At 71.7% G+C, this 19,908-nt stretch carries 14 protein-coding genes; 3 read left to right on the top strand and 11 right to left on the bottom strand.

Features of this window, described 5'->3' with window-relative positions:
- Positions 1–3: 3 nt before the first annotated feature.
- Together WMF11_RS32305 and WMF11_RS32300 are read right to left on the bottom strand one after the other, a co-directional pair.
- Entirely contained in the window at positions 4–1,428 is a 1,425-nt protein-coding gene (locus tag WMF11_RS32305) for a proteinase inhibitor (RefSeq protein ID WP_437973486.1), read from the bottom strand.
- Between the two features lie 243 nt (positions 1,429–1,671).
- On the bottom strand, positions 1,672–2,805 hold the full coding sequence (locus WMF11_RS32300) for a hypothetical protein (RefSeq protein ID WP_437542573.1): 1,134 nt from the start codon (positions 2,803–2,805) through the stop codon (positions 1,672–1,674).
- Positions 2,806–3,286: 481 nt separating this feature from the next.
- Here WMF11_RS32300 and WMF11_RS32295 point away from each other — a divergent pair, with 481 nt between their 5' ends.
- Positions 3,287–4,711, top strand: a complete 1,425-nt coding sequence (locus WMF11_RS32295) for a peptide MFS transporter (RefSeq protein WP_437973485.1) — start codon at positions 3,287–3,289, stop codon at positions 4,709–4,711.
- A gap of 100 nt (positions 4,712–4,811) precedes the next feature.
- On the opposite strand, the gene speD is transcribed toward WMF11_RS32295, so the two are convergent.
- The 4 genes from speD to WMF11_RS32275 form a co-directional block, all read right to left on the bottom strand.
- On the bottom strand, positions 4,812–5,171 hold the full coding sequence (gene speD / locus WMF11_RS32290) for an S-adenosylmethionine decarboxylase (RefSeq protein WP_437293597.1): 360 nt from the start codon (positions 5,169–5,171) through the stop codon (positions 4,812–4,814).
- 270 nt (positions 5,172–5,441) lie between these two features.
- A complete protein-coding gene (locus WMF11_RS32285; protein WP_437973484.1) occupies positions 5,442–6,209 on the bottom strand; it encodes a hypothetical protein in 768 nt (255 codons plus the stop codon).
- A gap of 228 nt (positions 6,210–6,437) precedes the next feature.
- Positions 6,438–6,908, bottom strand: a complete 471-nt coding sequence (locus tag WMF11_RS32280; RefSeq protein WP_012238299.1) for a PaaI family thioesterase — start codon at positions 6,906–6,908, stop codon at positions 6,438–6,440.
- A complete protein-coding gene (locus tag WMF11_RS32275; RefSeq protein WP_437903086.1) occupies positions 6,905–9,838 on the bottom strand; it encodes a 2-oxoglutarate dehydrogenase E1 component in 2,934 nt (977 codons plus the stop codon). The genes WMF11_RS32280 and WMF11_RS32275 overlap by 4 nt, the downstream gene beginning before the upstream one ends.
- A 144-nt stretch (positions 9,839–9,982) precedes the next feature.
- Between WMF11_RS32275 and WMF11_RS32270 the strand changes: the two genes are divergently transcribed.
- Positions 9,983–11,620, top strand: coding sequence for a glucose-6-phosphate isomerase (locus WMF11_RS32270; RefSeq protein ID WP_437973483.1), 1,638 nt, complete (start codon positions 9,983–9,985; stop codon positions 11,618–11,620).
- Between the two features lie 416 nt (positions 11,621–12,036).
- A complete protein-coding gene (locus WMF11_RS32265; RefSeq protein WP_437973482.1) occupies positions 12,037–12,837 on the top strand; it encodes a hypothetical protein in 801 nt (266 codons plus the stop codon).
- 211 nt (positions 12,838–13,048) lie between these two features.
- Here the strand turns inward: WMF11_RS32265 and WMF11_RS32260 are convergent, their stop codons facing one another.
- The 5 genes from WMF11_RS32260 to WMF11_RS32240 form a co-directional block, all read right to left on the bottom strand.
- A complete protein-coding gene (locus WMF11_RS32260; protein WP_437973481.1) occupies positions 13,049–13,477 on the bottom strand; it encodes a hypothetical protein in 429 nt (142 codons plus the stop codon).
- A 51-nt stretch (positions 13,478–13,528) separates the two neighbouring features.
- On the bottom strand, positions 13,529–17,215 hold the full coding sequence (locus WMF11_RS32255) for a hypothetical protein (protein ID WP_437973480.1): 3,687 nt from the start codon (positions 17,213–17,215) through the stop codon (positions 13,529–13,531).
- Between the two features lie 10 nt (positions 17,216–17,225).
- Positions 17,226–17,492 (bottom strand): hypothetical protein, encoded by a 267-nt coding sequence (locus tag WMF11_RS32250; RefSeq protein WP_437973479.1) that lies wholly within the window; start codon positions 17,490–17,492, stop codon positions 17,226–17,228.
- Positions 17,493–17,621: 129 nt separating this feature from the next.
- Entirely contained in the window at positions 17,622–18,275 is a 654-nt protein-coding gene (locus tag WMF11_RS32245) for a DotU family type IV/VI secretion system protein (RefSeq protein ID WP_437973478.1), read from the bottom strand.
- The gene (locus WMF11_RS32240) at positions 18,272–19,891 is read right to left on the bottom strand and encodes a type VI secretion system baseplate subunit TssF (RefSeq protein WP_437973477.1); all 1,620 of its coding nucleotides are present in this window, start codon (positions 19,889–19,891) and stop codon (positions 18,272–18,274) included. The genes WMF11_RS32245 and WMF11_RS32240 overlap by 4 nt, the downstream gene beginning before the upstream one ends.
- Positions 19,892–19,908 lie beyond the last annotated feature (17 nt).

Genomic DNA, 19,908 nt, shown 5'->3' with positions numbered 1-19,908 from the left:
CTCTCACGGCGAAGCCTCGAACAGGCACCGCGTGATCGGGATGGCGACGTCCTCCCAGACATACAGGTAGTATTTCGTGCCCGGGACGAGCTCCTCGGGGCTCCCCTCGTCGGGATAGCCCTGCTTCGTGCCCGGTGGGACCTCGCCGTAGGTGATCCCGCTCTTGACGGGCGCGGCGCTCGAGGGCACGTCGAGCCGCCAGATCGTCCCCTCGGGCAGGTCGAGGTTGGGCGGAGCGCCCGGGTTCTCGGCGTTCGCCGACAGGACGTAGACGTAGCGGGCGTCGCCGCCGCTCCAGGTGATCTTGCCCGCGGCGTCCACGCCTTCCCCCGCCGCGCAGTCGCCTGGCACGTAGAGGCTCTGTTCATGGAGCGGCCCGCCGAACGGGGTCTCGTCGGCGAAATCCTCCTTCGTGAATCCGCGGCGCAGGAGCTCGCCCTCGAAGAACGCGACCATGCGCGCCGGGTCCGTGGAGGGCAGTCCGCTGACGTCACGGGAGAAGCCGTTGTTCTGGTCCTGCGGGTACGCGCCGAGCGCCGCCGAGGAGACCCAGCCGGCCGCCAGCGCGAGGCCCGTCGGATAGAAGCTGTCGGTCCAGACCGGTCCGGCCTCGATGTACCAGTTCGACGGCCCCGCGGCCGGCGCGGCCTTCTCCGAGTGGCAGCACACGCACCCGCACGCCTCGGTCTGCTCCGTGACCCAGGCGAGCTCGCCGAGCCATTCCGGATCGGACAGGCGTGGATCGTCGCTCGGCGTCTTGTAGTCGGAGGGGGGCGCCGGCCAGTACGGGCGCTGCGTGAGGACCGGCTCGCACGACGCGTAGTCGGTGAACAGGCGCCCCGGCTCGGTGCAGCCCGAGATCGCGCCGAACGTGCAGACCGTCCCGCCGCTCTGCCCTGCCGGCTCGCCGGCCATCGGGTCGACGCAGACCTGCTCGGGCCACTGGAAGACGGCGCCGCCCGTGCCCACGCCGCTGCCGGGCTCCTCGGCCGCGCCCTCGCAGGCGTCGGGCTCGAACCGGCCGCCGCCGAACATCTCGCAGCCGCGCTGGGTCGAGGCGCACTGGCTCGTGTCGCCGCCGGGGAGGACGAGGCTGTACTCGTCGTCGGTCCCGCCGCCGAGCACGCATCGGCCGAGCGTCTCTGGATAGACGCAGCTCTCGCCCCCGGTGAACGTGGAGCCCTGGAGCGCCTTGCAGTCGGCCTCCGCGGTCTCGGCGGTCCAGCCTGCGCCCGTGTACTCACGGCACTCCTCGGCCTGGCTGAAGGCGCTCGTATAGACGCAACGACCGGGCGACCCGGCGGCCTCTGGGGCCCCCGATGCGGCGTCTTCCTCGGTCCCCTGGCAGGCGCCCAGCCCTCCCAGGGCCGAGACGAGGAGCGCTGCGCCCAGCATCACGTGCGGTGAACGGAGGAGCTCTTGCTTCACGGTCGAATCCCCTGAACGTCGCTCTCAGACGACGTTGATTGTGATCTGCCCCACGAATCTTCCCGACAAGCGTCCGTCTGTATACCGTTTGTTCATGGTTGTTCAACTGTCGTCCAATCTTTTTGTGAGAAATATGTATGCAAGAATACGTTCTTGCTCATGGCGCAATTCGCTTGGAGGAGGCCGAGGCGTGTCCAGGGGCGTTCGCCCGCGCCCGCGGGGATCAGGCGGCGACGAAGCTCTTCACCGGAGCGCGCCGAGGCCGAGCGAGATGCACGGCTCCCCGTCGCGCAGCGAGATCCCCGCCAGCTGCTTGTCGGGCGGGTACATGTACCCGAACAGCATGCACATCTCGTTGTCCCCGTAGCCGAACGTGAGATCGTGGTCCGACGTGTTCCGGAACCTGCACGCGTACCGGAGGGAGTCGCCTTCGCCGAGCGCGAGCGCCGGCCGGAAGACCTCGATGTCGCTCTCCAGATCGAACGCCCCGCCCTCGTACACGCGCGCCTCGCCCCCGTCCGCGCGGATGACGTCGACGTCGAACGCATCGGCGTAACGGTGCGTGTGCGGCATCAGAGAGACGATGTTCCCGCCGAACGTCGAGCACGTCGTGCCGATGGTCCGCGTGGCGCGCGGCGGGACGAGGAAGTCGTTGACGCTCAAGACGAACGGCGCGAGCTCTTCCGTCCGCTCCGAGAGAGGCATGGTGAAGAAGTCGTAGGCGATCTCGACGACCGCGGGCTCGGGCGACGTGTTGAGCAGGTGGATGCTCGTCGCGATCTCGCGGGACGGTTCGAGGGTGAAGCCCATCCCCTCCGGGAAGACGAGCGTCTCCTCGCCGACGACCTGCGTGGAGCTCGCGAAGAGCACGTCCGGGATGGCCGCCGGCAGCGTACCGAAGGGATCGTCGGCGCCAGGATGGCAGCCCGGGTAAGGGTTCGGCCCGAACGATGGATTGACCGGCTTGGCGATCACGTTGCTGTGATGCAGCCCGGCCGTCGCGTAGACGCGCGCCGCGTGGACGGTCGTGCTCTCGATCGCGGGGAAAGGCCATGACACGCAGAAGGTCGCCTCCTCGCCGGGCGCCATGAGCCGCGGCGGCGCGATGATCCTGAAGCCGCTGCGCGGCGGCTCCGGCAGCGCGAGCCGGGTGAGCTCGGCGCCGAAGGCGACGACGTTGTCCCGGTCAACCCGCTCTTCAGGCTCGTAGCGGGCGGCGGGCTGGACGCACCGCCCGCGAAAGCGCTCCTCGCCAGGAGAGCACGCCTCCGGCGGCGACGGCTCGACGCCCGCGCAGGCAGGGAGAAGCAGAATCCACAGGAGACCCGTCGAACGTGCGCTGTCCCTCGGGACATAGCGAGTTTTGGGATGTTGCATCACAAAGCATCTGCGGCCGACAGCCTCTCACCGGAAGCCTCGACTGCGGATCTCGCCTTCAGAGGGAGGGCGCCCTCGCGCGGCCAGGGCGGAGCCCGCGGCGAAGGGGACGCTCCCGGCACAACCGAGGACGGCGCGGGCTGATGCGGTCCATCCGCGGCGGCCGGCGGCGTCGGCGCGGAGGCTGGTCCGCCACCACCGGCGCTCGCTCCGCCAGCGGCAGCGGCCGCTCGCCGGCCCGCGGCCGCTTCGCCCAGCGCAGCGCCGACTGGAGCGTCCCGCCCACCTGTCGTCCGGCCGTGGCCGAAGGGCCGCCTACGTGGACACCCTGTTCACCCGGCTCGACGCTGTGCGCAACAAGGGGGTGACGTGGTCGTCGCGGATCGTCTAGCATCCCCGTGCCGAGGGGCAGCGCGCCCCACGATCCCCCGCATCGCCCGACCACCACGCAGCGTGGTCCCAGCTCGTGGAGAAGACAGCATTGAGCGAGCAAGCAATCGAGCCGGCCCTCCCCGTCACCGCTTTCGAGAGGCGCTTCAAGCACCCGCCGGGGCTCGTGATCCTCTTCTTCGCGGAGATGTGGGAGCGCTTTTCCTATTACGGCATGCGCGGCCTGCTCAAGCTGTATATGGCGAACTACCTGTTCGTCACCGCGCGAGAGGCCTACCAGGGGTGCCGGCAGCACGCGCAGCCATGCGATCTCGTCGCCGGTGATCCGACCACGGTGTTCGCCTGGCAGTTCATCAAGGGACTCCTCCCGAGCGCGCCCGGCGAGCAGGCGTCCATGCTCTACGGGCTGTACACGGGCCTCGTGTACCTCACGCCGTTCTTCGGCGGCATCCTCGCCGACAGGGTGTGGGGGCAGCGCAAGACGGTGGTGATCGGCGGCGTCTTGATGGCCATCGGACACTTCGTGATGGCGTTCGAGAACTCGTTCTTCATCGCGCTGCTCCTGCTCATCCTCGGCAACGGCGCGTTCAAGCCCAACATCTCGACCCAGGTCGGCAGCCTGTACCCGAAGGGTGATCCGCGCCGCGACGGCGCCTTCACCATCTTCTACATGGGCATCAACCTCGGCGCCTTCATCTGCAACTTCGTGTGCGGCACCCTGGCCGCCGTCTACGGCTGGCACTACGGCTTCGCCGCCGCGGGCGTCGGGATGTGCCTTGGGCTCGTCGTCTACCTGGCGGGGCAGAAGTACCTCGCCAAGGACAACCTGATGAAGACGGCGGAGGGCGTCGGCGAGCAGAAGCAGCCGCTCTCCGGCGACGAGTGGCAGCGCGTCGGCGCGCTCGTGGCGCTCTGCGCCCTCAACGTCGTCTTCTGGGCGGTCTACGAGCAGCAGGGCAACACGATGCAGAGCTGGGCCGACGAGAAGACGGTGTGGCCCACCGTCCTCGGCTTCCAGATCCCGTCGACGTGGTTCCAGTCGGTGAACCCGCTCTGCATCATCCTGTTCGCCCCCCTGCTCGACGTCTTCTGGCGCTGGCAGGCGAAGCGGGGCTCCGAGCCGACGAGCGTCTCGAAGATGGCCCTCGGCTGCACCATCCTCGGGCTGTCGTTCATCGTGATGATCGTCGGCGCGCAGGCCGTCGGCGACGGCAAGGGCAGCCTGTTCTGGCCGGTCTTCTGCACGCTGCTGCTCACGATCGGCGAGCTCTACCTGTCGCCCATCGGCCTGTCGCTCGTGACCAAGGTCTCGCCGGTGCGGATCGTGTCGATGATGATGGGCATGTGGTTCGTCTCGAGCTTCCTCGGCAACACGCTGAGCGGCTACATCGGCATCTTCTACGAGCGCTGGTCGAAGGACATGTTCTTCCTGATGCTCACCCTCCTCGGCCTCGGCGCCGGCGCCGCGATGTTCGCGTTCAACAAGCCGCTCCGCCGCGTGCTCGGCCAGCACTGATCCCCACCGCGCCCGGCGCAGCCGCGCCCTCTCCGCGAGGGCGCGGCGCCGCGCCAGGGGCCCTGCCCGCGCGCTCTCCACGGGGGCGCGCGGCGCCGCGTCAGGGCGCCCGCGCGCCGGCGGGGTCGACGATCCGCTCGTCGAGTGTCGCGAGCCGCCCCTCGGGCAGCGCGCTCCCGATGGCGGCCACGGCGCGGCGGACGCTCTCCAGCGTGCTGCACGAGGCGACGTCGACGAAGAGCCGCCCCGACTCGGGCCAGGAGTGCAGCGCCACGTGCGACTCGCCGACGACGGCGCACGCGGTGATGCCCTGCGGAGAGAACGGAACGACCACCATCTCGAGCAGGGTGAACGAGCCCGCTGCGACGGCCGCCTCCAGCGCCCCGCGGAGCGCGGCCGGGCTGTTCAGGAAGTCGGAGGGACAGCCCTCGAACAGGGCAAGAGCGACGAAGAGCTGCATCGGTGAGCGAGCGCGCGCGGCGGTCCGCGCCGGCCGGCCAGGGTAGCCGACCCCGGGCGCCGCGGAACCTGAATCGGTCTCACGAAGGGGTAGGCCCGAGGAGCGCGTGTTCGCCGCGCTACAGCGCCCTCTGCACATGCCGAGCAGAGCGACGGTCTCCCGCACAGGAGACGGGCCCAGATCGGCGTTTTCGGCGCGCAAGCGCACTCCGGTGCGCTGAGCACCGAAAACGTCGAGGTGGGCCCGTATCCGAAGCGGGTGACCGTCGCTCTACCGCCGCGCGACCTGGACGACCTCCCGCACGCGCTGCCCACCCAGGTCGAAGCGCCCCTCGAGCCCCGCGAACACGAAGCTGTTCACGCGGCTGCCCGGGACCTCCCAGGCGCGGATCGACCCCTCGGTGTCCTCCCAGAGAAACAGGTTGAGCCCGCCGCCGATCGTGGGCCCCAGCGCGACGCTCTCGGACATGCGGACGTCGAGCACCACCTGGAGTCGCCCGAGCTCGATCCCGTGCGTCACCGTGTCGCCCCTCACCCCGGCCGGCGACGCGGCCCGCACCCCCGCCGGCGACGCGGCCCACACCCCCGGCCGCGCCGCGGTCCACAGCGCCCGGTAGCCGCCGCCCAGCGAGATCACCGGATCGACGCGCTCGAACGGCGCCAGGTGAAAGCTCGCCTCCGCGCCCAGCGTCACGCCGCGCACGTCGGCCCCGCCCTGCTCGGCGCCCTGCGCCGTGTACTGCTCGTACCTCGACGTCAGCCCGAGGCCGACCTTCGGCACCGCGCGGTAGACGAGCTTCACGCCCACGCCCGCCCCCGGCCCCGCCACGTCGCGCAGGCGCCGCTCGCTCCCGATGTCGCCGAACCCCTGCGCGTACCCGAGGTTGAGGCCGAGCTCGAGCGCGTTGGCAGGCGCCCCCAGCGGAGAGCGCAGGTAGCTCGGCGGGACGTCGCCCTCGAAGTCCTGCGCAGCGGCGACGCTCCCGCAGAGCACGGCGACCGCTCCCGCGGCGATCGCGACCCCGGTGTTTGCTTTCATTGCGGATCCTCCTCGCTGCGCGGCGCCGCGAGGACGGCGGATCGATCCGCGCGCCACGCCGGGAACGCCGTGCGCCGGGGCGCGAGCATCGCGTGTGCCACGGAGGCGGCGAGCAACGCCTTCCCGGTCGCGGACGGGCCGCCCGCGCCGCGCGTCAGCCGGCGTGTGCGTGTGTGCGTCTGTCAAAACGAGCGGCGGCAGCGGCCCGCGCCGTGCGTCGGCTCGGGCCTACCAGCGGTGGAAGGCGGGGTGCCCTTCCTTCACCGCAACGAACGTCCCGCGGCACGTCGCCGTGACCCGTCCGCCCGCCTCCAGGGTCGCCTCGACCACGACGCGGTCGCCCTCCGCCTCGGCGACCTGCGCCCGCAGGTGCACCGGGCCGCCGAGCGGCGTCGGCTTCTTCAGCTTCACGTGGAAGTCCGCCGTCACCGTGCACGGCGGCGCGTCGGCCCCCCGCGCCTTCATCAGGTGGTAGGCCGCGGTCCAGTTGGAGTGGCAGTCGAGCAGCGCCCCGATGATGCCGCCATTGAGCATCCCGGGGAACGCCTCGTGGTGCGGCTCCGGCGTGAAGTCGCAGACCACCGCGTCGCCCTCGACGCGGCTCTTCAGCCGGAGCCCCCTGTCGTTCGCCGGCCCGCAGCCGAAGCAGCGGCCCTGCGGCGAGTACCTGTCCTGCAGGCTCGCCGCGTCGCCGCTCACCGGGTGCCCCCGACGAACGCCTCGTCCATCAGCATCTTCTGCTCGAGGAGGTGGCTCGCGCGCGAGCCGGTCGCCGGGCTCGCGCTCGGCGAGCGGCTCACGCACGAGAGCGGCAGCCGGTCGCCGATGCGCTGCCGGAGCACCGCGAGGATGTAGTACCAGGCGCCGTAGTTGCGCGGCTCCTCCTGCACCCACACGAGCGGCGTGCCGTCCTTGTAGGGCGCGAGCGCGTTCACGATCTCGTCGTTCAGCGGGAACAGCTGCTCCAGCCGCAGGATCGCCACGTCCTTGAGCCCGCGCGTCTCCCGCGCAAGCGCGAGGTCGTAGTAGACCTTGCCCGAGCAGAGCAGCACCCGCTTCACGTCCGCCGGATCGACCCCGCTCGTGTCGGGCAGCACGCGGTGGAACTGGCCCTCGGAGAGATCCTTGATCGTCGACACGGGCCGGTGCGGGCCCTTCGACGTCGCCGGGACGCGCAGCAGGCTCTTCGGCGTCGCGATGATGAGCGGCTTGCGCCACGGCCTGTGCACCTGCCGCCGCAGCACGTGGAACAGCTGCGCCGGCGTCGTCAGGTTGCACACCTGGATGTTGTCCTCGGCGCTGTTCTGCAGGCAGCGCTCGATGCGCGCGCTCGAGTGCTCCGGCCCCTGGCCCTCGTAGCCGTGCGGCAGGAGGAGCACGATGCCGCTCAGCCGGTGCCACTTGTCCTCGCTCGACGTGAGGAACTGATCGACGATGACCTGCGCGCCGTTCAGGAAGTCGCCGAACTGCGCCTCCCAGATGACGAGCCCGTCCGGGTAGTCGAGGCTGTAGCCGAAGTCGAAGCCGAGCACGCCCGCCTCGCTGAGCGGGCTGTTGTACGCCTCGAAGCGCGCCGGCCCCTCGGCCACGCGCGACAGGGGCGCGTAGCGCGCGCTCGTCTCGACGTCGCGCAGCACCGCGTGCCGGTGGCTGAAGGTGCCGCGCTGCACGTCCTGACCGGAGAGCCGCACCGGCGTCTTCTCGGCGAGCAGCGACGCGTAGGCGAGCATCTCGCCCGTGCCCCAGTCGAACGGCTCGCCGGCGACGAGCTTGTCGTGCCGCTGCTGGAGCGTCGGCAGCACCTTCGGGTGCGCCTTGAAGCCCTCGGGCAGCTCGAGGAGCTTCTCCGACAGCGCGATGAGCTTCTCGGCCGGCACGCTCGTCGGCACCTCCGGCGTCGCGTTGTCGGCGCCGCCGCGGTAGTGCGACCACACGCCGCCCATCGAGTACAGCACCGGCGCGAAGCCCTTCTGCTTCACCTCGTCGAGCGCGGCGGCGAGCGCCTCGCGGCGCCGCACGACGATCTCGTCGGCCTTCTCCTCGGTGACCTGCCCGAGCTCCATGAGGCGCCGGACGTACACCTGCCGGACCGTCGGCTTCTTGTCGATCGCGGCGTACATCCGCGGCTGCGTGTAGCGCGGCTCGTCGCCCTCGTTGTGGCCGTACCGCCGGTAGCAGTACATGTCGATGATCACGTCGGAGCCGAAGCGGGTGCGGTAGTCGATCGCGAGCTGCGCGACGTGCGCGACCGCCTCCGGATCCTCGCCGTTCACGTGGAACACCGGGACCTTGAGCATCCGCGTGATGTCGGACGCGTAGCGGGTCGAGCGCCCTTCCATCGGATCGGTCGTGAACCCGACCTGGTTGTTCACGATGACGTGGACCGTGCCGGCCGTCGTGTAGCCCTGCAGGTTCATCATGTTGAGCGTCTCGGCGACGACGCCCTGCCCGATGAACGCCGCGTCGCCGTGGATGAGCAGCGGCATCACGCGGCGGCGCGCGTCGGTCGTGCCGTCGGCGAGCCGGCGGTCCTGCTTCGCTCGGACGCGCCCCTGCACGACGGGGTTCACGAACTCGAGGTGGCTCGGGTTGAACGTGAGCGTGAGGTGGACGTTGCGCCCGTTCTCGAGCGTGCGATCGGTCGAGTAGCCGAGGTGGTACTTGACGTCGCCGCTGCCCAGGTGGCGCTCCGCGTTCTTGTCCTCGAAGGCCGCGAAGATCTCGCGCAGGCTCTTGTCCATGATGTTCGCGAGGACGTTCAGCCGGCCGCGGTGCGCCATGCCGACCACGATCTCGTCGACCTCGTGCGCCCCCGCGCGCTCGATGATGAGGTCGAGCAGCGGGATGAGGCTCTCGGCGCCCTCGAGCGAGAAGCGCTTCGTCCCCGCCTCGTAGGACTTGTGGATGAACTGCTCGAAGATCTCGGCGTCGGAGAGCTTCGTGAGGATCCGGAGCTGCTTCTGGCGGTCGAGCGTGAGCCGGTTGCGCGTCGACTCCATCTGCTGCTGGAGCCACTGGCGCGCCTCGGGCTCCTCGATGAACGTGAACTCGACGCCGATCGAGCGACAGTACGTCTCCTCGAGCCGGCGGATGATCTCGCGCAGCGTGAGGACGGGCGGCACGCCGGCGAGGTCGGTCGTCGGGAAGGGCAGCTCGAGGTCCTCGACCCGGAGCCCGAAGTTCGTGAGGTCGAGCTCGGGCGGCGTGGCGGGCGGCAGGCCGAGCGGGTCGACGTGCGCGAAGAGGTGGCCGCGCACGCGGTAGGCGTTCACGAGGGCGTAGACGCGCGCCTTGATCGCGGCCTCCGCGAGCACCTTGAGATCGCGCGAGGACTCGGGCGAGCTCGGGTGCTCGCTGAGCGTCCGCGCGAACGCGGCCTCCAGCGTCTTCGCGGCCTCGCCGTTCGTCTTGCCATTCCCGCTCCCGTAGCCGTGCCCGTTCCCGGGCCGCAGCACCTGGTGCGGGATGGTCGGCGTCGCCGCCGGAGCGGGCAGCCTGCTCGGCGTCGCTCCGCCGTTCTTTCCCTCGAAGAACGAGCGCCAGCCGGGGTCTACCGACTCCGGGTTCTCGAGGTACTGGGCATAGAGCTCCTCGACGAGCCCTGCATTGATTCCGAAATCAAGCTGCATCGTGGTCGGCGTGCAAATAACGCGTGTCGGGCCGGCACGCTAGAGTCGTTTTCCGATGACTTCGCCTCGTGGGCCGGAACATCGTCCGGGCAAGGGGTTCGAGCGCCTGGAGAAACGGTAGGGAGAAGCGGTAGAAGGGGGGCCATGGATCAAGACCGCAGAACCCCGGGTCGAGGACCGGCGCCCGCCGTCCTCCCCTTCGATCGCTTCCGGGACCACCTCTTCCACGAGCCCAGCCTCGGCCTCTGGCTGGACGTGAGCCGGATCCGCTTCGGGAGCGACTTTTTTACCACGATGGAACCGCGAATTCAGGCGGCGCTCGCGGAGATGGCGGCGCTCGAGGGCGGGAGCATCGCGAATCCCGACGAGGGCCGCCGGGTCGGTCACTACTGGCTGCGCGCGCCGGAGCTCGCGCCCGAGGCGGCGCTGCGCGCGGCGATCGAGGAGACGAACGCGCGGATCCTGAGCTTCGCCGCGGACGTGCACGCGGCGCGGGTCCGGCCGGAGCAGGCGGCCCGCTTCAGCAGGGTGCTCGTCGTCGGGATCGGCGGCTCGGCGCTCGGGCCTCAGTTCGTCGCCTCGGCGCTGGGGACGCCGGCCGATCGGATGCAGATCCATTTCTTCGACAACACGGATCCTGATGGGATCGATCGCACGCTGGACGCCATCGGGGACGATCTCGGCGCGACGCTCGCGGTGATCATCTCGAAGTCGGGCGGGACGAAGGAGACGCGCAACGGGATGCTCGAGCTCGAGGCGGCGTACCGTCGGCTCGGCCTCTCGCTCGGCGCGCACGCGGTCGCGGTGACGGGGGAGGGCAGCGAGCTCGACCGGTACGCGACGAAGCACGGCTTCCTGGCCCGCTTCCCGATGTGGGACTGGGTCGGCGGTCGCACGAGCGAGCTGTCGGCGGTCGGCCTGCTGCCCGCGGCGCTCCAGGGGCTGTCGATCGTCGAGATGCTGCAGGGCGCGCGCGAGACGGACGAGGTCACGCGCTCGAAGGAGGTTCCCCGGAACCCCGCGGCGCTGCTCGCGCTCGCCTGGTACTCGGCGACGGGCGGCGTGGGCCGGAAGGACATGGTGCTCTTGCCGTACAAGGACAGGCTCGAGCTCTTCTCGCGCTACCTCCAGCAGCTCGTGATGGAGTCGCTCGGCAAGCGCCTGGATCGGGAGGGCAAGGAGGTCTTCCAGGGCATCGCCGTGTACGGCAACAAGGGCTCGACGGATCAGCACGCGTACGTGCAGCAGCTCCGTGACGGGCTCGACAACTTCTTCGTCACGTTCATCGAGGTGCTGCGGGATCGCGCGCCGTCGCGCGGCGTGCTCGAGGTCGACCCCGGCGTCACGACCGGCGACTACCTCGACGGCTTCCTCCAGGGGACGCGCAAGGCGCTGACCGAGAGCGGGCGCGAGTCGATCACGCTCACGATCGACACGGTCGACGCGCGCGCCGTCGGCATACTGATCGCGCTCTACGAGCGCGCGGTGGGCCTGTACGCGTCGCTCGTGGGCATCAACGCGTACCACCAGCCCGGCGTCGAGGCCGGCAAGAAGGCCGCGCAGGAGGTGCTCGACCTGCAGGCCAAGGTGCTCGCGGCGCTCGGCGCGAGCGCGGGCCGCGCGCAGTCGCTCGCCGAGGTCGCGAAGGCGGCGGGCGCGGACGACGTCGAGACGGTCTTCTGGATCCTGCGCCACCTGGCGGCGAACCCGGAGCGCGGCGTCGCGCGGGAGGTCCCGCAGGGCGGCTCGCCGTTCGACGCGACCTACCGTCTGGCGCGCTGAGGGGGCGTCCGCGCGGCGGAGCGCGCTCCGCCGCGTGGGCGCGACATGGGCGAGGGGCTCGTCGAGCAGGCCCGAGTGGATGTAGGACATGCGCCGGAGGCTCGTCGAGCAGGCCCGCATGGATGTAGGACATGGGCAGGTGCCTGGCCGAGCAGGCGCCGGCCCTGGCGCGACATGCCCGGGGCCCTGCGGCGCACGTCCCGGGCAGGTCGCCGCGCGTGACGCCGACCACTGCTCGGGGGCGACGCAGCTGAGCTTGTGCCTCTGCCTCTGCCCCGCTGCGCGATGGTGGAGTGGTGCGACGAATGACAACCGAAGATGGGATTCCTCCTCTCGGTGTCCACCGTGCTTCCCGGGAAGTTGGCCCGTGACTCGCGTGGCGCGCACGATTGTAACGCCATGATCAGGGTGCGGCGATGAGCGATGGGACGCGTGACGGCCGGGGACCGAGTGCGACGCCTCCCCATGCGGCGACGGTGGCGCAGCCGAAGCGCGCGTTCGGCGGGGTGGCGGCTCGGCCTCCACACGCGGCGACGGTGGCGCAGCCGAAGCGCGCGTTCGGCGGGGTGGCGGCTCGGCCTCCACACGCGGCGACGGCGGTGGAACGCGCGCCCGGGATGGCCATGGAGCGACCGGTGGTGTTGGCAGGTGGGGGGACCGCCGCGGGGGTCGCGCAGCGTTCCACGCTCGGCGAAGACAACTCGCACCTGTCAGCTCTGGACCTCACGAGCTACGTGAAACCTTCCAGTGGAAGGAGCGGAAATACCGTTCTTCTGGGCAGCAGCTTCGTTTACAAGCTGTTCAAGAACGTCAAGGAATACACGCGAGAGGTCGAGGAGTCCATCGAGCTCGGCGAGACCGGGGTGCCCATCTTGTTCCACAAGGCATTGGGCTACAGGCAGGTGAATGAGCCAGGCGGAATCAGCACCAAGGCGTATGTGCTGATGATGTACCGCGCTCAGGGTACAACCCACATGCTGGCAAAGAGCGGCGGAATTGCGAAATTCTGCAATGAGATCAAGAAGTTCAAGGGCAATCTGGTGCAGCTCGCCAACTTGCGCCGGTGGTTTGATAGTGCCAGCAATGCTGGCGTGAAGGACGCGCAGTTTATCTACGATTCGGATACGAATACGCCAAACTTCATGGATGTCCACCTGGGCGGAGTCAAAGGCGGCGGCGACTGTCGCGAGGTCGTCAACTTCATCGACTCGCTGTAGCTCGACCTTGACGATGCTGGCCGCGGGCGGGGTCGGCCCACGGCTTGGCGCCGCCAGCCCGGGGCGGGCACAGGATGATGCTCGGCGAGGCGGTCTCCGCCCGCGTCGCGGACCGGTGCCCGCGTCGTTCAGGATGGTCCGACGTCGCAGGCGGTCGAAGCAGCGAGCAAGGAGCTCGCGCAGTCGCCGGGCAGCCCGCGCAGCGGTTGCCTCACTTCTTCTCGACGCGGAGGCGGCTCCCCTCGAGCACGACGTCGAAGGACCCGGTGAGCGAGGGCAGGAGTGCCTTCCAGTCACCCTGGGGCCGGTAGAAGAACACGTACACGGCGATCTGGCCCTTCGCGGGCGGCGAGACCTGGAGGGCTTGCCGCGTGCCCGGGAAGACGACGGCAGACTCCAGCACCGAATCGTCCGGATCCATGACCTTCGCGGCGGCCGTGTCGTACGTCTCCTCGAGGAACGTCTTCGAATCGACGTTGCGGACCAGCAGGTACGCAGGGCGCCGCTCGTTGAGCGCGTCGTCGGGGCGCACGGTCAGGCACACCGGAGACGGGCCGCAGCCGGTCGCCATCGCGCCGCCCAGCAGCACCCAGCCCAGCGAAACCAGGGCTCTCCCTCCTAGGCGCACCGGAGACATCATGCCGCATCCGTGAAAGAGGAGCCAAGTGGCTGCCGGCGGTCCGTGGGCGTGTCACTCCAGCGAAGGGGCCCGCAACAGGCCGATCGGCGACGGATCGAAGAGAAACGCCGCGTACCTCTTCGGCCCGCCAGGGAGCTCGGCGGGGAACTCCCACGTGACGCAGGGGCCCTTCGCCTCGGTGTCGGCGCGCCGCTGGAGCAGGCGGAAGAAGGCGAAATCCGAGGGCGGCGCGTCCTGGGTCTGGACGCGCGGCGCGCCGCCGCCCGTCTCCATGGTCTGGATGCCGACGCTCGCCCGGCCAGCGCCTGCGTCGCCCGGGGACCACACGACAGGGAAGGACTGCCACGAAGGCGTCTGGTTGAACGCGTAGAAGCTGCTCGTCCCCGCGAGGAGCAAGGCGAAGGTGACCGTGCGCTCCCGCTCCACGGGCGACAGCGCCGGCGCCTTGACCGACAGCGCGATCGGCCGGGGCTTCCCGTCGGCGCTGAAGAGCAGCTGCGTGAGGTCCGCCGACCAGGAGGCGAGCCGGAGCGCGGCCGGCGGGATCCGCACCGCGCCCGCGGTCGGCACCTCGAGCGGCGTGAAGGTGCCGGGCGGGCCCTCGTGGCAAACGGGGCCGACCAGCGCGGCGAAGGCGGTGTAGAACGTCCCTTTCGGCCCGAACACGGCCTCGACGTCGGCGGCCCGCGCGTCGAACTCGGAGCGGGAATCGAAGGGGAAGCGCGAGAGCAGCGGGCTGACCACCGGGCGCAGCGCGCGGTCGTACGCCTCGGCGACCGCTCGGTCGAGGTCCGCCTTGCCCAGCCCGAGCGCCCGCTGGGGGACGAGGCGGAACGGGCGGCGCAACGACTCCGGGAGGGCCGCGTCGTTGAGCCACGCCTCGACCTGCGCGTGGATCGACTTGGCCGGGTCCCGCAGCGCGGCATAGGCGAGCGCGCCGATCGGCGCGAGGCGCGCGTCCAGCGCCGCGTCCTTCGGGGGAGACGGCGGCGCCTGGTCGACGAGCGAGGGGATCAGCGGGATGAGCAGCTTGTAGTACGGCTCGAGCGCGGGGTACTTGCCCTTCTCCCCCTGCATCAGGCGGACGATGGGCCCGTAGTCGGCCACCTTGTCGGCGATCGGCCGGAGCAGCGCGGAGGGCGACGCCGGCATCGTCGCGAGATCGGCCGTCCGCGTGAGGAAATCGGTCATGAACGACGCGGGAGACACCATGTCCGCGACGTCCGCCGCGAGCGCGGCCGCGCCGCCCGGCGAGAGCTGGAAGCTCTGGGCGTACGCGTCGAGCGTGCCGCGAAGGCCCCTGGCGTGGTCCTCGGCGGCCTTGAGCGCGACCCGGAGGTACGCCTCGCGCTCGTGGCTCGACAGGCCGGTCGGCTCCAGGGCCCGCTCGAAGCCCTGGAGACCGGGGGACACCTCCGCCCGGAAGGCCTCGGGCGTGTACTGGCCGTCGATGAACTGCGCGGCGCCGCGGCCAGGGGAGGGGAGCACCGGCTCGAAGCGGGCGCCCTTCGGGAACAGCACGGACCGCGCGGCGGCGTCGGCGAAGAGCGCGTCGAGGTAGCGGAGCGCGCGGCCGGCCACGATGGCCTTCGACCAGAGGGCCGTGTCGAAGGTCCATCGCTTGGACTGCAGCGTGATGCGATAGACGGGGTTCGCGGGGGGCTGCTCGGGCGCGGGCGCGCCGGCCGACGCCGAGGGGCTCGCCGCCGAGGCGCTCGACGACGACGCCGCGGGCGCCGACGGGGCCGCGGGCGACGGCGAGGCGCTCGACGACGACGCCGCGGAGGGCCGCGCCGCCGGGAGGGCGGAGGGCGCCGCCGAGGCCGCGGGCGCGGCCAGCTTCCTGATGCGATCGAGCCAGCTGGAGCGCGGCTCCGCGGGCGCCGGCTCGGTCGCGGGGGCCTCCTCCGCCACGAACACCGGGGGCACCGAGACGATGGGCAGGTCCGATACGGCCTCGCGCAGGCCCTTGCCCGCCCCGGAGGGGCCGTCGAGCGACGCCGCGAGGACCGCCTCGAGCAGCGGCCGCAGGCTGCTCGCGTTGTCCTGCATCCACGGCCCGGCGCCCGTCGTCGTGCCCGGGCCGAACAGGTCCTTGTGCCGGGCGTGCCGCTGCTGCAGGAGCCGGGCGATCTCGGCCAGCTCCGTCTGCGCCGCGGCGTCGTCCACCGCGCGCGAAAGCTCGCGCGCGTCCTTCTGGAGGCCGGCGAGCGTCCCCTCGTCGAGGCGCTTGCCCTGGAGCACGCTCGTGAGCCGCTCGAAGTAGCCTTGCCAGTCGTCGAGGCTCGATCCGAGGGCGGTCGGCGCGATCGGCGGCAGCTGGGCGAGCTCCTCGTCGCTCGGGCCCGCGCCGTCGCTGGCCTGGAGGTACGCGTCGAGCGTCTCCGGGAGCACGCCGAGGGCCTTCGCCCATTGGGCCTTCTCCTTCAGGATGGCCTCGTACAGGGGATCGCCCGGCCGCGCGTCGAGCACGGCGAGCGCCCGGATGCGGGCGGCGCGATCGGTGCTGCGCAGCTCGGGCAGCAGCTTGAGGTCCTGCACGGCGCGGACGTACCGATGCTCCACGTCGGCGCGCTTCTCGGGGAAGAGCACGCCGTCGCGCTGCAGGTCGAGCACCTCCCGCGCCGCGTTGGCCTCCGCGTCGCGCGTCACCGGCGCGCCCTTCTTCGCCGCGCGCTCGAGCACCACCACCGCCTGGTCGGTCTCGCTGACCTTCTCCTCCTGCGCGGCGAACACGAGCCCGCCCGCGAGCGCCAGCGCCCCGGCGGCGAGCGCGGCGCGGCGGAGGAGGCGGACGAGCCGGGCGCGCGCGTCCCGCTCGGCGAGCTCCTCGTCCGGGGCGAGGGCGTCCCCGGTGGCGCAGAACGGCTCGTCCGGCGGGGCGGCGCAGAGGAACACGCCGTCGACGATCGGCGCGCTCCTCGCCGGCGCGAGCAGCGCCTCGAAGAAGGGCGAGAGCGCGCGGAGCGTGGAGCCGCCCGCCGGCGCGGAGGCGCCCTCGCTGGCGACGAAATCGACGACGGCGGGCAGCGCGCGCGTGGCCGCCCCGCGGGGCGCCACGCGGCGCCAGGCGGCGATCGTCGTGTCCGCCGCGTCGTGCGGGATCGGCCGGCGCTCGCCGGTGCCCTGGAGCACCTCGCAGAGCGGGGCGAACCCCGCCGAGCGCTCGTCGAGGTGGGTGACCGCGACCCGCGCGTGGACGGGAGACCCTCGCAGCTCGGCGAGCAGATCGAGCTTGCGGCGCGCGACGCGCCCCAGGTCGCGCAGCCCCGCGTCGTTCCAGGTGACCGAGCGGGCGTTCACGACGAGCACGGCGCGGACCGCCGAGAGCGCGATCCCCTTCCAGAGCTTGCGGAGCGCGTCCTCGGTCTCCTCGCGCGGATCGAGCAGGAGGTCGCCGGAGATCTCCTGCACGCGCTGCCCCTCGCCCGCGTACACGCCGAGATCGGGGCCGCCCTCGTAGCGATCGGTCCCGCGCAGCGCGCCGCGGATCAGGCTGCTCTTTCCGGAGAGGCGCTCGCCGAGGACGACGATCACCGGCCCGTCGCGCTCCGAGGGGGCCATCGCCGCCACGGCGCGCTGCCAGGTCCTCGCGAGCGCGGGCGCCTGATCGCCGGCGTTCTTGCGCTTGCGCATCCGCCACGCGAGCACGAGAAAGCACCCCACCCCCACGACGAGCGCGACGACGCCGGCGATGAACCAGCCGTTCACGGAGGTGGAGCCGCCCGCCTCGTCCATCGTCTCCGCGTCAGCCCGCGTCGAGGGCGGCGGCCTCCAGGACGTCCTCGACGAGCTCGAAGGCCGGCGCCAGCTTCTCCGGATCGCGCCTGTCCGCCGGCGCCTCGAGCGCCTCCCGGATCGGCGCGAGCAGCGCCTCGATCGCCGCGGGCGAATGGACCCTCGCGAGCGCGGCCTCGACCTCCGCGAGCAGGGCGCGCGCGTCCCCGGCCGGCGGGGCCGCGCCGCGCGAGAGCAGGGGGGCCTGCTTCGTTTCGCTGCCCTGCACGTGGTCCATGGTGAGATTTCATCACACCGCTGAGGCGGCTACCAACAAAGGCGTTTGCGTGCCGGATCGGGCTGGGCGCACAGGCTGCCTCGCCGTGTCGGCAGGCCGCCACTCATGGATTCGAATCCGCGCCGTTCTTCATGGCTGCATCCTGAGCACCCTGAGCAGCCGCTCGAACCACGACGGCGGCGCGCTCGCCGCCGCCGGCTTGCTCATCGCCGTCGACCCCGGCACCAGCGCCGCCAGCGCGGCGTCGAGCTGCTTGATCCGCTCCTCCAGCCGCTCCGGCGCCTCCGAGCACCTGCCCTGAAAGCCCTCCGCGAGGCAGAACCGGTACACCGCCACGAGCAGCGTCATCTCCTGCCGCTCGTCCGTGTACGCCCCCTCGCCGAGCCTCGCCACGCGCCGCAGGACCTCGCGCTCCTTCTCGAAGAACAGGTCGCCTCCGTCCTCGTCCGGGGCATAGCCTCTCCGCTGGAGCCGCTGCCAGTGCTCCTCGCCCCGCGGCTCCATCGCGCGCACCATCACGCGCTCGTCGTACAGGCACACGAGCGGCAGGAGCAGGTTCTCCGGCGACGCCGTGCCCTTCTCCGCCACCCGCCTGCGCAGCCGATCCACCATCGCGGCGATCCGCGCGCGGAGCGCGTCGAGGTCCGGCAGGGGGGCCTCGTCGAACGCGCGCTCGATCAGCGCGAGCACCGCCACGTGCGTGTCCGTGATCTCGCGCAGGACCTCGAAGGGGTCGGAGGCCGTCAGGCGCACGGGGACGGCCTGGCTGGCCGCGGCGCTCATCGCGCGAGCTCCCTACTACCCGTTGCGGGGAGGGTCGTCGTCTCGACCTCCACGGCCTCCGGGGCCCAGGCGTCCAGCAACGCCGTCACCTGCCGGTGGAACAGGGGCGCGAGCCCCTCCTCGTCGAGCGGCGGCGGCTCCATCTGCAGCCGGTAGACCCGCCTCCGCGGCCCGGAGCTGCCCAGCGGATCCAGGGCCCAGCGCGCGTCGACCGCCGCGATCCTGGCCGGAAACCGCGCGAACGGGCTCGCGCCCGACGCCCCGAGCAGCTGCGTCAAGGCCCGCAGATCGGCGCGATCGAGCGACGGCTTCTGCCGGAGCGCCAGCACGTCGAGCCCTCTCTCGGGCGCGAGCGCGAGGGGGCTCACGGTCGGAGGGCGGACCTGGCCAAGCACGCGGAAGGCCATCCCTTCGAGCCGCTTGCGCTGGGGCTTCACCACCAGGGGCCCCCGGGCGTTGCGCCACAGCGTCGGTTGCGCCCACACCGCGTCCACGTGGGCTTTCCACGGCGCCACGGCGGCGTCGTCCGAATGCACGCGCACGAGCGGCGCGCCCGCCTCGGGGAACAGCACCTCGTACCACGCGCCCTCCTCGGACAGCGAGCGAGGCGGCACAGGCGACAGGGCGCTGCCCGCGGGGCCGCCGGCGCGGTACACGCCTCGAACACGCACAGGCTCGACGGCGGGCAGCGCCGATTGCGCCGAGCGCATCGGCGTCGCCTCGGCCGTCCCGTCCACGTCGATGGGCTCGGCGAGGTCGCTCCACGCGTTCTCCGCCGGCACCACGAACAGCAGGAACGTGTCCTGCGAGACCGCCGTCGACTCCGGCAGATCCGCGCTCAGCGCCAGCGTGACGTCGAGCCGCTTCCAGGCGCCGTCCACGGCCGGCAGCGCCAGCGTGACGAAGAGATCCTGTTCGGGCGCGTGAAAGAACGACCGGATCCGCCCCAGCGGAGAGCCGTTCTCTTCCTGCTCCCACGGCGCCTGCGGCGCGGGAGCCCCGAACGTGACGCCGCAGGGCTGTTCGACGCCGCCCTCCCTCCGCGCCGTCGCCCCCAGGAAGCAGCGCGAGAGCGCCTCGAACACCTCCGCCGCGGCCCGGGCGTCGCCGTGCCGCCGGACGAAGAGCGGCAGATCGAGCGCCCCTTTCTGGGGCACGGCCGCGGCGAGGCGGAGCCGGAGCTCCGCGCCCCGCGCGAGCCACACGATCTCGGCCTTCTCCAGGGTGATGGGGCGCACCGAGAGGGCCCGCCGCGTCGTGAACACCGAGGGGAGCCCGTCCAGGGTCTCGACGCGGAACCGCGTGCCCTCCGGCAGATCGGCGGGCACGTCGAGGAGCCTCGCGCCGTCGGCCTGCAGCATCGCCACCGCCGGCATCGGCGCGAACAGATCGTCGAGCAACCCGCCCGCCATCCGCACGATCGCCGTCCGCATCGACGCCGCGGCCGAGGCCCGCGTGCGCGCCGCGAACATCGCCATCGCCTCCACGATCCGCCGCACGTCCGGGTCCTCGGTCCCGAACGGGAGCTCCCCGCGGCGGACGCCCTCCTCGAAGGAGCCGTCGAGCGCGGCGAGCTCCTCGTGGAACCAGCGCCGGAACAGGGGTCCTTCGTCCATCAGGCTCTCCTCACGTC

The organism is Sorangium sp. So ce295 (genome assembly GCF_051527405.1).
GTDB classification, from domain to species: Bacteria; Myxococcota_A; Polyangia; order Polyangiales; family Polyangiaceae; genus Sorangium; species Sorangium cellulosum_B.
The sequence above is the reverse complement of the archived record's forward strand: the minus strand, read 5'-3'. Positions and strand labels throughout refer to the sequence as shown.